Source organism: Accumulibacter sp., from assembly GCF_023806565.1.
In the GTDB taxonomy this organism is placed as follows: domain Bacteria; phylum Pseudomonadota; class Gammaproteobacteria; order Burkholderiales; family Rhodocyclaceae; genus Accumulibacter.
Genome location: NZ_JAMTDV010000111.1, coordinates 1 through 12,408 on the forward strand (window position 1 = coordinate 1; position 12,408 = coordinate 12,408).

General features: G+C 64.0%; 11 protein-coding genes. All 11 read right to left on the reverse strand.

Annotation, left to right across the window (positions count from 1 at the left end; genetic code table 11):
* Positions 1-25: 25 nt before the first annotated feature.
* Complete coding sequence (gene cysM / locus NFV80_RS12250) at positions 26-925, reverse strand: cysteine synthase CysM (protein WP_295330318.1); 900 nt, start codon at positions 923-925, stop codon at positions 26-28.
* Positions 918-1,922: an ADP-glyceromanno-heptose 6-epimerase gene (rfaD, locus tag NFV80_RS12255; RefSeq protein ID WP_296758823.1), complete on the reverse strand. Its 1,005-nt coding sequence runs from the start codon at positions 1,920-1,922 to the stop codon at positions 918-920. The genes cysM and rfaD overlap by 8 nt, the downstream gene beginning before the upstream one ends.
* 9 nt (positions 1,923-1,931) lie before the next feature.
* Positions 1,932-2,864: a D-glycero-beta-D-manno-heptose-7-phosphate kinase gene (gene rfaE1, locus NFV80_RS12260; protein ID WP_295330322.1), complete on the reverse strand. Its 933-nt coding sequence runs from the start codon at positions 2,862-2,864 to the stop codon at positions 1,932-1,934.
* 83 nt (positions 2,865-2,947) lie between these two features.
* A complete protein-coding gene (lapB, locus tag NFV80_RS12265; protein ID WP_295330324.1) occupies positions 2,948-4,117 on the reverse strand; it encodes a lipopolysaccharide assembly protein LapB in 1,170 nt (389 codons plus the stop codon).
* A 194-nt stretch (positions 4,118-4,311) separates the two neighbouring features.
* Positions 4,312-4,605, reverse strand: coding sequence for an integration host factor subunit beta (locus NFV80_RS12270; protein WP_295330326.1), 294 nt, complete (start codon positions 4,603-4,605; stop codon positions 4,312-4,314).
* Positions 4,606-4,614: 9 nt separating this feature from the next.
* The gene (gene rpsA / locus NFV80_RS12275; RefSeq protein WP_295330328.1) at positions 4,615-6,312 is read right to left on the reverse strand and encodes a 30S ribosomal protein S1; all 1,698 of its coding nucleotides are present in this window, start codon (positions 6,310-6,312) and stop codon (positions 4,615-4,617) included.
* Positions 6,313-6,489: 177 nt separating this feature from the next.
* The gene (locus NFV80_RS12280; RefSeq protein WP_295330330.1) at positions 6,490-8,442 is read right to left on the reverse strand and encodes a bifunctional 3-phosphoshikimate 1-carboxyvinyltransferase/cytidylate kinase; all 1,953 of its coding nucleotides are present in this window, start codon (positions 8,440-8,442) and stop codon (positions 6,490-6,492) included.
* Positions 8,439-9,299 (reverse strand): prephenate dehydrogenase/arogenate dehydrogenase family protein, encoded by an 861-nt coding sequence (locus NFV80_RS12285; RefSeq protein ID WP_295330338.1) that lies wholly within the window; start codon positions 9,297-9,299, stop codon positions 8,439-8,441. The genes NFV80_RS12280 and NFV80_RS12285 overlap by 4 nt, the downstream gene beginning before the upstream one ends.
* A gap of 40 nt (positions 9,300-9,339) precedes the next feature.
* Positions 9,340-10,428: a histidinol-phosphate transaminase gene (hisC, locus tag NFV80_RS12290; protein ID WP_295330332.1), complete on the reverse strand. Its 1,089-nt coding sequence runs from the start codon at positions 10,426-10,428 to the stop codon at positions 9,340-9,342.
* 27 nt (positions 10,429-10,455) lie between these two features.
* Positions 10,456-11,547, reverse strand: a complete 1,092-nt coding sequence (pheA, locus tag NFV80_RS12295) for a prephenate dehydratase (protein ID WP_295330334.1) — start codon at positions 11,545-11,547, stop codon at positions 10,456-10,458.
* Positions 11,548-11,608: 61 nt separating this feature from the next.
* A partial coding sequence (locus NFV80_RS12300) for a DNA gyrase C-terminal beta-propeller domain-containing protein (RefSeq protein WP_295330336.1) occupies positions 11,609-12,408 on the reverse strand: 800 nt, incomplete at its 5' end.

A 12,408-nucleotide genomic window follows, 5' to 3' on the forward strand; every position in this document is an offset into this window, starting at 1 on the left:
CTAGAACCGGCTTCATCGGAGCTCCTCAAGCCGGGAAAACTCCCGTCGAAAGATAGCGGTCGCCGCGATCACAGACGATGCTGACGATCGTGGAATTCTCCACCTCGGCGGCCAGGCGCAGGGCGACGACGAGCGCGCCGCCCGACGAGATGCCGGCAAAGATCCCTTCCTCGCGTGCCAGGCGCCGGGTCATTTCTTCCGCTTCTCCCTGGCCCACCGATTCCACCCGGTCGACCCGCGTGTGGTCGAAGATTTTCGGCAGGTAGGCTTCCGGCCACTTGCGAATGCCGGGAATCTGCGACCCGTCTTCCGGCTGGCAACCGACGATACAGATTGCCGGATCCCGCTCCTTCAGATAGCGGGAAACTCCCATGATCGTTCCGGTAGTACCCATGCTGCTGACAAAATGGGTGATCGTCCCCTCGGTCTGTCGCCAGATTTCGGGACCGGTTCCCTCGTAATGCGCCAAGGGATTGTCCGGATTGGCGAACTGGTCGAGAATCCGGCCACGCCCTTCCTTCTGCATGCTTTCGGCGACGTCGCGCGCGAGTTCCATGCCGCCGTCCCTGGGCACCAGAACCAGCTCCGCGCCAAAGGCACGCATCGTCTGTCGACGTTCGACGCTCTGATTTTCCGGCATCACCAGAATCATCCGATAGCCACGCATCGCTGCCGCCATCGCCAGCGCGATACCGGTATTGCCCGAGGTTGCCTCGATCAGCGTGTCGCCCGGCCTGATCTCGCCCCGCTTTTCCGCCCGCGCGATCATCGAAAGCGCCGGACGGTCCTTCACCGAACCCGCGGGGTTGTTGCCCTCGAGCTTGGCCAGGATGCGGTTGCCGCGCGCGGCGATGCCGGCACCCGGCAGACGCGTCAAGCGTACCAGCGGTGTGCTGCCGACGTAATCTTCGAGAGTCTTATCCATGCCTGCCCAACCATTCGACGTACTGCCGGACACCTTCCTCGACGCTGGCGAATGGCGCCTCGTAGCCCGCCCGGCGCAGTTTCGACAGGTCTGCTTCGGTGAAGCTCTGATACTTGCCGCGCAGATCCGCCGGGAACGGGATGTACTCGATCAGCCCCTGCCGTACCAGTTCGCCGTGCGACAGCGCGGCCTCGCCGGACAGCGCGCGGCAACCGTTCACCGTGGCCGTCGCCAGATCATTGAATGTTTGCGCGCGGCCGGTGCCGACGTTGAAGATGCCCGATTTCTCGGGATGATCGAGAAAATACAGATTGACCCCGGCAACGTCGCCGACATGCACGAAATCTCGCCGCTGCTCGCCATTGGCGTAGCCGGCGCAACCTTCGAACAGCTTCACCTTGCCGTCCCTGCAAAACTGGTGGAAGTGATGAAAGGCGACCGAAGCCATGCGCCCCTTGTGTGACTCGCGCGGACCGTAGACGTTGAAGTAGCGAAAGCCGACGACCTGCGAGTTGAACGAACCGGCAACCGCCAGGCGCTGGCGGACCACCTGGTCGAAAAGGAACTTGGAGTATCCGTATACATTGAGCGGCGCCTCGTGCAGTCGTTCCTCCCGGAATATACCACCGCCCCCGTAGGTTGCTGCGCTCGACGCGTAGAGCAACTGCACCTCCTGGTCCAGGCACCAGTCGAGGATCTCCAGCGAATAGCGGTAGTTGTTCTCCATCATGTAGCGGCCATCGGTTTCCATGGTATTGGAACACGCCCCCTGATGAAGGATGGCATCGACATCCCCGTCGAAGTCGCCGGCTCGCAGGCGGTCGATGAACTCCTGCTTGTCGAGGTAATCCGCGATGTCGCAATCGACCAGGTTGCGAAACTTGTCGGCCTGGCTGAGATTGTCGACTGCGATGATCTTGTGCACCCCGCGATCATTCAGCGCCCTGACGAGATTCGAACCAATGAAGCCGGCCGCACCGGTAACTATCGTATACATCGACTTGCCTCACCTCAATGCCATCGCCAGTTCCGCGCGGCTGACCACCGCGGTCCCAAGCTTGCCCACCACGACGCCCGCAGCGACGTTCGCCACATGCACCGCGTGCTGCCAAGCAGCACCACACGCCAACATCGCCGCAAGCGTCGCGATCACCGTGTCGCCAGCACCCGATACATCGAACACTTCCCGCGCCACGGCCCTCTCGTGTATCGCCCCACCGGCCTGGAAGAGCGACATTCCCTCCTCGCTGCGCGTCACCAGCAAGGCCTCCAGTTGCAGTTCGCAGCGCAGTCTTTCCACGCGCCGCGCCAGGTCTTCGTCATCCTGCCAGCGCCCGACGACCGCGCGCAGTTCCGCGCGATTAGGCGTGACGACGGTTGCTCCCGCGTACTTCGAGAAGTCGTCGCCCTTGGGATCGACCAGAACGATCTTGCCGGCAGCGCGCGCCAGGCGGATCATCTCACCAATATGCGTGAGTCCGCCCTTGCCGTAATCGGACAGGATGACGGCATCGCAGGCGGGCAGACGCGCTGCGAATTCGACCAGCTTGGCGCGCAGGACCTCGTGCGAGGGTGCGGTTTCGAAATCGATGCGCAGCAGTTGCTGCTGGCGGCCAATGACCCGCAGCTTGACGGTGGTGCTGATCGCCACGTCCAGATGCAGGCTGACGTCGATGCCGCTCGCCGCCAGCAGACCTTGCAGGCTGCGCCCCGCCTCGTCGTCACCAACCACCGACAGCAGGGCGACGCGCGCACCCAGGGCGGCGACATTTCGCGCCACGTTGGCAGCCCCTCCCGGGCGTTCCTCGCTGCGCCCCACCTTGACCACTGGCACCGGTGCCTCGGGCGAAATTCGTGCCACCTCCCCGAACCAGTAACGATCGAGCATGACGTCGCCGACGATCAGCAGGCGGGCGGCGGCCAGATCAGGAAGCGCCATGGCTGCCGGGGTCGGAACGACGAGAGGTATTCACGAGGCGCTCGCGCCCCCGGCCACACACGGCGACGGGCAAGAGAAGACTCCTATGGTGTCAAATCGAATTCTTCGGTGCGCTTCGGCGAGTAGGTTTCCCAACCGCCGCAGGCCGGGCACCGCCAATAGAACTGGCGAGCCTTGAAGCCGCAATTATCGCACCGATAACGAGCCAGACGACGGGTGTAACCGTGCACGATTCCCTTCGCGAGTTCGAGATCGGCGCGGTTCTCCGGTAACGCCACCAGCAAACGCGCTTCCAGCAACTTGTCGAAACCGAGCAGCGTCGGATTGCGCTTCAGCTCGTCGCGGACCAGTTTGTATGCTGCCTCGGCACCGTCGCTTTCGAGCACCAGTTGAAAGACCACGTCCAGAAGGTCGAGCGACGGATAGTGTTCGAGATAGCCGCGCAACAGCTGCAAGCCTCTTTCCCGCCGGTCGATCTTGCGAAAGGCATCCAGCAGGCGCTGCGCGACGAGTGCCAGGTAGGTCGGATCCTGCTGTTCGATTCTCTGCCAGCACTCGATCGCGGCCACCGGTCGATCCTGCTGGAACAGGATGTCGCCCTGCAGCAGACTGGCTCGAACACACTTGCGGTTCTTCTCGATCGCACTCTGCAGATAGCCCGCCGCCAGATCGCAGCGCGAGCGAATGATCTCGGCCGCCGCCAGCTCACAGTAGTACTCTGCAATTTCCTTGTGCGACGCAAAGTCGGGAAGCTCCGAAGCAATCGTGATCGCCTTTTCCCAGTCCTTCTCGAGCTGATAGATCTCGAGCAGATTGCGCTTCGCGTCCTCGGCCAGCTCCGAAACCCGAAGTTTGTCGAAAATCTCTTCCGCGCGGTCGAGCAGACCGGCCTTGAGATAGTCCTGGCCAAGCTCCGCCAGCGCCTGCAGCTTCAAATCCTGCTTGAGATCCTCGCGTTCGAGGAGATTCTGATGCATGCGAATCGCGCGTTCGGTTTCCCCGCGGCGACGAAACAGGCTGCCCAGTGCGAAATGCAGCTCGATGGTTTGCGGATCCACCTTGACCGCTTCGACGAAGGCTTCGATCGCGCGGTCCGGCTGTTCGTTGAGGAGGAAGTTGAGCCCCTGAAAATACGAGCGCGGCAGCGTCCTCGACTCCTGCACCAGGTGGCGGATGTCGATCCGCGCGGCAGCCCAGCCGAGCCCGAAGAACAGGGGAAAAAGCAGCAGTTGCCAGTATTCGAATTCGATCATGGGTCGGTGAGGTTCTCGCTGCCCACGCGCTCATAGACGCCGCGGGATGGCGATCGGCCCGTCGCTTCCGCGTGGAAGCTCTAAGCCGGAGAAGACGATTCTCGCGGTCGACGACAACGCGAACATGCATCAGCTTTCTGCAAGAAGCGGGCGGCAACTGTCGTTACCGCCCGCATCCGCGACGCGCCGACGAATCAGGCCGATTCCAGGGAACCGTCGACCCGCTCCCGCAATTCCTTGCCGGCCTTGAAGTGCGGTACCCACTTCTCCGGGACCTCGACCTTGTCGCCCGACTTGGGATTGCGGCCGACTCGCGGCGGCCGGTAGTTCAACGCGAAGCTGCCGAATCCACGAATCTCGATTCGATCACCGCGGGACAGCGCCTCGGCCATCGCGTCGAGAATCATTTTCACCGACATATCCGCATCCTTGGCGACCAGTTGCGGGAAGCGCCCGGCCAAGTGGGTGATGAGGTCCGACTTGGTCATCCGCCAATCCTATTGGGGATTATGCAACTTGGCCTTGAGCAGGGCGCCGAGATTCGTGGTACCGGAACTCGCGCTGCTGTCCGCGGAGAGCTTCTGCATCGCCTCCTGCTGCTCGGCCTGCTCCCGGGCCTTGATCGACAGGCTGATCGAACGCGTCTTGCGATCGACGTTGATGATCATTGCCTCGATCTTGTCCCCTTCCTTGTACACCTTGGTCAAGTCGTCGATCCGCTCCCGCGACACCTCGGAAGCACGCAGATAGGCTTCGATGTCGCCCTCGAGCATGACCACCGCACCGCGCGCATCCACCGACTTGACGACGCCGCGAGCAATGCTGTTCTTGTCGTGCGTCGCGATATAGCTGGTGTAGGGATCGCCGTCGAGTTGCTTGATTCCCAGCGAGATGCGCTCCTTGTCGGTATCGATCGCCAGCACCACCGCATCGACCTCATCGCCCTTCTTGAAGTTGCGGATCGCCTCCTCGCCCGGCAGCGACCAAGAGAGGTCAGAGAGATGCACCAGGCCGTCGATGCCGCCGGGCAGGCCAATGAACACGCCGAAATCGGTGATCGACTTGATGGCGCCACGCACCCGATCGCCCTTCTTGTAGTTCATCGAGAAGTCGTCCCACGGGTTGGCCGCGCACTGCTTCATTCCCAAGGAAATGCGACGCCGGTCCTCGTCGATTTCGAGGATCATCACCTCGACTTCGTCGCCCAGCTGCACGACCTTGGAAGGATGGACATTCTTGTTGGTCCAGTCCATTTCGGAGACGTGCACCAGGCCCTCGATGCCCTGCTCTATTTCGACGAATGCCCCGTAGTCGGTGAGGTTGGTAACCCGTCCGAAGAGCCGCGTGGTCGGCGGATAGCGGCGCGAAATGCCGACCCACGGATCTTCGCCGAGTTGCTTCAGGCCAAGCGAGACACGGTTCTTTTCCTGGTCGAACTTGAGAATCTTCGCCTGCACCTCGTCGCCGACCGCCAGCACCTCCGACGGGTGACGGACACGACGCCAGGCGAGATCGGTGATGTGCAGCAAACCGTCGATACCGCCCAGGTCGACGAAGGCACCATAATCGGTGATGTTCTTGACCACCCCCTTGACGACGCTGCCTTCCTTCAGTGCCGCGAGCAGCGCATCGCGCTCTTCGCCGACACTGGCTTCGAGCACCGCACGCCGCGAAACCACCACATTGTTGCGCTTGCGGTCGAGCTTGATGACCTTGAATTCGTAGGTCTTGCCTTCGTACGGGCTGGTGTCCTTGACCGGACGCATGTCGACCAGCGAGCCCGGCAGGAAGGCGCGGACACTGTTGGTCATCACGGTCAGGCCTCCCTTGACCTTGCCGGTGATCGTGCCGGTCACCAGGCTGCCGTCGTTCAGTGCCTGCTCGAGCGCATTCCACGCCGCAACCCGCTTGGCGCGGTCGCGCGACAAACGCGTTTCACCGAAACCGTTCTCGAGTTGCTCGATGGCGACCTGAACGAAATCACCGATCTTGGCTTCCAGTTCGCCCTTGTCATTCAGGAATTCTTCAATTTCAATGTAGCTCTCGGACTTGAGGCCGGCATTGACGACGACGAAATTCTGGTCAATGCGCACGACTTCGGCGGTGATGACCTCTCCGGGGCGCATTTCCTGACGCCCGAGGCTCTCTTCGAAAAGTTCGGCAAAGCTTTCTTGCATGGTGGGGTTGGCTGACATATGTGTTGAGTTACCTAACCGCAAAGCTGCGGGGTGAGTTGAAAAAATCACCAGTCCCGGCCACTCCGGAAACCTCACCAAAGCGGGAAGCATGGACACCGTATTAGCAGGCGGCAGTGCTGCCGGACCAACGACGCGTCGAGCTGGTGACACCTCTGGCAAACGGCAGTCGCCGTTTCACCCTTTCTTCGGAACCTTGTTGACCCAGTCCAGCACCTGTGCCACCGCGCTTCCGATGGTCAGGTTCGTCGTGTCGAGCAATTCAGCGTCCGGGCTCTGCTGCATGGGGGCGGCGCCGCGTTGGCTATCGCGTTCGTCGCGTTCGCGCAGATCGAGCAAAAGGTTTGCAATACTAACAGCCATTCCTTTTTCGATCAACTGCTTATGCCGCCTCATGGCGCGCATTTCGAGACTGGCGACAAGAAACACCTTGGTCGCCGAATCCGGGAAGACCACCGACGCCATGTCGCGCCCATCGGCCACAAGACCCGGCGGCCGGCGAAACGCCCGCTGCCGGAAGAGCAATGCAGCGCGCACGGCGGGAAGCGCCGCGACACGCGAGGCTCCGGCAGAGATTTCCTCGCTGCGTATCGCATCGGAAACGTCCTCACCACCAAGGGTGATTGCGTTCACCGTGAAACGGACGTCGAGGCGCTCGGCAATCGCCGCGACACCGGTCTCGTCGTCCCAGGCGATGCCGGCACGCCGCGCAGCCAACGCGGTCAGCCGGTACAGCGCGCCGGAATCCAGGTAGTGCCAGCCGAGTGCCTGCGCCACCCGCGTCGCGACGGTACCCTTGCCGGACGCCGAGCCGCCATCGATTGCAAGCACCGGCACCGCTTGGGTCACCTCGGCAAAACGGTCGAAATAGTCCGGGAAAGTCTTGGCCACGGCTTGTGGCTCGTTGATCCGCAACGGCGTCCCCAGCGCCGCCAGCGAGAAGCACATGGCGATGCGGTGGTCATCGTAGGTATCGATCGCTGCCGGCTGCAGTTCTCCTCCGGGGGGCGGCGAGATCCGGATGAAATCCGACCCCGTGTCCACGGTGGCGCCGAGCTTGCGCAGTTCGCTCGCCATGGCTGCGATGCGATCGGTTTCCTTGACCCGCCAACTGGCGATGTTGTGCAAGGTGGTCGGCCCTTCGGCAAACAGGGCGACCGTCGCCAGAGTCATCGCCGCGTCCGGAATCCGGTTGCAGTCGAGGCTGATGCCCTGCAGCCTGCGCTGCGGCGCGGCCGCCTCGAGCCAGTTGCTGCCGCCGCGAATCTGTGCGCCCATCGCAGCCAGCGCATCGACGAAGCGGACGTCTCCCTGAATCGAATCGAGGCCCACTCCCTCGACCCGCAGCGGCCCCCCGCCCAGCGCGCCAAGCGCAAGAAAGTACGACGCCGACGAAGCATCGCCCTCGACGTACAACTCGCCCGGCGAGTGGTAGGCGCTGCCCGCCGGCACCGTGAAACGCTGCCAGCCCTCGCGCCGCACCTGCACGCCGAAGCGCGCCATGCTGGCCAGGGTGATTTCCACGTACGGTCGCGAAATCAGTTCGCCGACCACTTCCACCGTCGTCTCGCCGGCAAGCAGCGGCAGTGCCATCAGCAGGCCGCTGAGAAACTGGCTCGACACGTCGCCCCGCACGTGCACCCGCCCGACGGCCCGCGGCCGCGGCGGGCGAATTGCCAACGGCGGAAAACCCTCTGCGCCGAGATAGCTGATCTCGGCACCGAGCTCGCGCAAGGCGTCGACGAGATCGCCGATCGGCCGTTCGTGCATCCGCGGCACACCCGACAAGCGATAGTCGCCACCGGCAAACGCGAGCACCGCGGTCAACGGTCGCAAGGCGGTTCCCGCATTGCCGACGAAGAGATCCGCCCGCCGAACCGTGAAATTCCCGTTGACGCCGCTGATCAAGAGGCGGTTGCCCTCCCCGCTTTCGATATCGACACCGAGCGCGTGCAGCGCGTCGAGCATGCGCGCGGTATCGTCGGCGTGCAGCAGGTCGCAGATTTCCGTCTTGCCAGAGGCCAGCGCGGCGAGCAGGAGCATCCGGTTGGAGATGCTCTTCGAACCCGGCAGGCGAACCGTCCCCGCCGCCGCGAGCACCTGCGGCAGATCGATGTAATCCCCGCTCATTGGTTTGCCCACTCCCGGCGCGCTGTCCTGGCGATTTCGAAAATTGCTTCCAGGCTGCCGCCGTCGCCGCGCTGCAACACGTCCCGCAGTTCATCGAGCTGCGCCCGGTAGCGGTCGAGCTCTTCGAGCAGAGCCGAACGGTTGGCGAGGCAGATGTCGCGCCACATTTCCGGATGGCTCGCGGCGATGCGCGTGAAATCGCGGAAGCCGCTCGCCGCGAAGGCGAACAGCAGATCGCGGTTGTCGCGCCGTGTCAGCTCATGCACCAGGGCAAAGGACAGGACATGGGGCAGATGGCTGACCGCCGCGAAAATCCGATCGTGCTCGTCCGGCGCCAGCTCGCGGATCCGGCCGCCGCAGCACTGCCAGGCAGCGCGCACGCGGGCGACGGTCTGCACACTGTTTTCCGCCAACGGGGTCAGCACCACCTGCCTGTCGCGATAGAGATCGGCGCGCGCTGCCAGCGCACCGCTGTTCTCGGCGCCGGCGATCGGATGCGCAGGGACGAACTGGCCGATTCTTTCACCGAAATGCGCGCGTGCCGCGGCGACCACGTCTTCCTTGGTGCTGCCAGCGTCGGTGACCACAGTCTGCTCTCCCAGGCAGGGAGCGATGCGCGCCATGATCTCCGGCGTCTTCCCGACCGGCGTGGCAATCAGCACGAGATCGGCGTTCGACACCTCCTGCCCGACGTTGAAACCTGCGCGGTCGAGAATGCCGAGCTCCAGTGCCTGCGTCAAAGAGCCAAGCCGGCGCCCGAAGCCGACGATCTCCGCTGCCTGCCCAGCCGCCTTCAGTGCCAGTGCGAACGAGCCGCCGATGAGGCCTACACCAAAAATGACGACCTTGCCGAACATCGCCGGGCCGCTCACGGTCGACAGCGGCAGCGGCAGCGGCTCACAGCGCGACCTCCAGCGCGGCGAGAAAGCGGGCGTTTTCGCTTTCGCTGCCGATCGTCACGCGCAGCCAGTCGGGCATGCCGTAGCCGCCGATCGGACGGACGATCACTCCCTGCTGCAGAAGCCTCTGGTTCACCTGCGCAGCATCCGCCAGGCGGAAGGTGACGAAATTGCCATGCGACGGAATGTGGGTGCACCCCAGGCGTTTCAGGCCGCCAACGATCTGCGCCATGCCCGACCGATTCAGCGCATAGCTGCTGGCGACGAACTCGTGGTCGTCGAGCGCCGCCACCGCTGCCGCGATCGCCAGATTGTTGCAGTTGAACGGCTGGCGCACGCGGTTCATCAGATCGGCGATCTCGGCCGAGGTCAGCGCGTAGCCGACGCGCAGACCGGCCATGCCGTAGATCTTCGAGAAAGTGCGGGTGATCACCAGATTCGGCAGATCGGCCAGCCACGCCGTCGTATCGACCCGCTCGGCCGGAGTCAGGTATTCGTTGTACGCTTCGTCGAGGACCACCACGATGTGCGCCGGCACCGCCTGGAGAAAGGCCCGGAGCTGCGCATACGGAAGAAAGGTCCCGGTCGGGTTGTTCGGATTCGCGATCCAGATCAGATGCGTGTCGGCCCGGATCGCTGCCTGCATCGCGTCCAGATCGTGCCCGTAGTCGCGAGCGGTGACGACGATCGGCTCGGCGCCGGCGGCCAGCGTCGCCAGCGGATAAACGGCGAAGGCGTACTGCGCAAGAATCGCCGAGCGACCGGGCGCAAGGAAGACGCGAGCGACGATGTCGAGCACGTCGTTCGAACCGTTGCCGAGAACGATGCGTTCGCTGCCGAGACCGGTACGTTCGGTCAGCGCCTGCTTGAGCGCGAAATCGTCGGGATAGCGCGCCAGATCGGCGATCGCCCCGGTCACTGCCGCACGCGCCTTCGGGCTCATGCCCAGCGGATTTTCGTTGGAAGCCAGCTTGACGATCTGGTCGACGGCAAGTCCCATCTCGCGCGCCAGTTGAGTGATCGGCTTGCCCGGCTGATAGGGCGAGATGGCCCGGATGTACGGTAAAGATTGCTCGTAGAGTGTCATCGGCATTCCTCGCATCGAAAAACCCGCTCAGTAGGCGGCCACGGGATAGGAACCAAGAAGCTTGAGGTAAGGTGCCCGACGACCGAGCTCGGCAAGCGCGCTGCGCACCGGCGCGTCCTCGCGATGGCCTTCGAGATCGACAAAGAAGACATACTCCCACAGCGTGTGCCGCGCCGGGCGCGATTCGAGCCGGGTCATCGATACTCCCGCTTCGGAAAACGGAGCGAGCAGGCTGCCGAGCGCGCCGGTCTGGTTGTGCGCCGACATGATCAGCGATGTCTTGTCGCGCCCCGACGGCCCGGCGTCGTGCCGGCCGAGAACGACGAAGCGGGTGGTATTGTTCGGCTCGTCCTCGATGTTGCTGGCCAGCTCCGGCAACTGATAGCGCTCCGCCGCTGCCTGCCCGGCGATCGCCGCAGCCGCGCGCTCGCCCGCCGCCAGTTGTGCGGCCTGTGCGTTGCTGCCCACCGGGATGCGTTGCGCCTGCGGCAACGAGCGGTTCAGCCACTCGTGGCATTGCGCCAGCGACTGCGCGTGCGAATAGACCTTGCTGACGTCACTCAGCGTAGACTCCCGGGAAAGCAGATGCTGATGGATGCGCAGCACCACCTCGCCACAGATTTTCAGCGGTGTCGTCAGCAGCAGGTCGAGCGTGCGTCCGACCGCGCCCTCGGTCGAATTCTCGATCGGCACGACGGCATAATCGGCGTGATGCGCCTCGACCTCGCGGAACACGTCGTCGATCGAGACTTGCGGCATCAGCCGCGCCGCGTGACCGAAGTGCTTGACCGCCGCGCTCTCCGAGAAAGTGCCGAGCGGCCCGAGGAACGCGATGCCGAGCGGCTTTTCGAGCGACAGACACGCCGACATCACCTCGCGGAAGAACCAGGTGACGCTTTCGTTCGACAACGGCCCCGGGTTGATCGCCTGGATGCGCTGCAGCACCTGCGCCTCGCGCTCCGGCCGGTAGATGAAGCCGGCCTCGCCGTGGCGCGCCTTGATTGCGCCGACCTGTTGCGCATAGCGCGCCCGCTGGTTGAGCAGGTCCAGCAATTGCCGATCGACCCCGTCGATCAGCGTACGGACGACCGCCAGTTCACTCTGGAGGTCGCCGCTCATCCGGCAGATCCGTGCCCGGATCGCGCCCGACGGGCGGGGAATTCGACGCCCGGGAGAGCGATCATGCGCCCTGCTCCGGCTCCGGATCGGTGCCGGAAGGCTCGGCGGACGCGCGACTCGATTCGTCGCCGAGTTCGCTGTCTTCTTCGGTTTCGACGATCTTTTCCAGACCGGCGAGCTTCTCGCCGGCGTCGAGTGCGATCAGCGTCACGCCCTGCGTCGCCCGGCCGAGTTCGCGAATCTCGCGCACCCGCGTGCGGATCAGCACACCCCCGGTGGTGATCAGCATGATCTCGTCTTCATCGCGCACCAGGCGGGCAGCGACGACCTTGCCGTTGCGCTCGCTGGCGGCAATCGCGATAACTCCCTGCGTGCCCCGCCCCGAATGGCGAAAATCAGCCAGCGCGGTGCGCTTGCCGAAGCCGTTCTCGGTGGCCACCAGAACCGTTTGCTGATCGTTGTCGGCGACCAGCAGCGACAGGACCCGTTGATTGTCGCCCAGGCGCATGCCGCGGACGCCGCGCGCCGTGCGGCCCATCGCCCGCACGTCCTCCTCGTCGAACCACACCGCCTTGCCGACGTCGGAAACGAGGACCACATCCTGCGAGCCGTTGGTGATTTCGGCGCCGATCAGAACGTCGTCCTCGTCGAGCGCGACGGCGATGATGCCGGCCTTGCGCGGATTCGAGAAATCGGACAGCGGCGTCTTCTTGACCGTCCCGTTGGCCGTGCACATGAAGATGTAGCGGTCGTCGGCAAATTCCCTGACCGGCCGGATGGCGCTGATCTTTTCGCCGTCCTCGAACGGGAAGAGGTTGACGATCGGCTTGCCGCGGCTGCTGCGCGTCCCCTGCGGCACCT

Excerpts from the sequence above, each read along its gene's own strand:
- pheA (WP_295330334.1), bottom strand. The coding sequence starts at position 11,547 with ATGAGCGGCGACCTCCAGAGTGAACTGGCGGTCGTCCGTACGCTGATC.
- NFV80_RS12270 (WP_295330326.1), bottom strand. The coding sequence starts at position 4,605 with ATGACCAAGTCGGACCTCATCACCCACTTGGCCGGGCGCTTCCCGCAA.
- NFV80_RS12285 (WP_295330338.1), bottom strand. The coding sequence starts at position 9,299 with ATGTTCGGCAAGGTCGTCATTTTTGGTGTAGGCCTCATCGGCGGCTCG.
- rpsA (WP_295330328.1), bottom strand. The coding sequence starts at position 6,312 with ATGTCAGCCAACCCCACCATGCAAGAAAGCTTTGCCGAACTTTTCGAA.
- rfaE1 (WP_295330322.1), bottom strand. The coding sequence starts at position 2,864 with ATGGCGCTTCCTGATCTGGCCGCCGCCCGCCTGCTGATCGTCGGCGAC.
- lapB (WP_295330324.1), bottom strand. The coding sequence starts at position 4,117 with ATGATCGAATTCGAATACTGGCAACTGCTGCTTTTTCCCCTGTTCTTC.
- NFV80_RS12280 (WP_295330330.1), bottom strand. The coding sequence starts at position 8,442 with ATGAGCGGGGATTACATCGATCTGCCGCAGGTGCTCGCGGCGGCGGGG.
- cysM (WP_295330318.1), bottom strand. The coding sequence starts at position 925 with ATGGATAAGACTCTCGAAGATTACGTCGGCAGCACACCGCTGGTACGC.
- hisC (WP_295330332.1), bottom strand. The coding sequence starts at position 10,428 with ATGACACTCTACGAGCAATCTTTACCGTACATCCGGGCCATCTCGCCC.
- rfaD (WP_296758823.1), bottom strand. The coding sequence starts at position 1,922 with ATGTATACGATAGTTACCGGTGCGGCCGGCTTCATTGGTTCGAATCTC.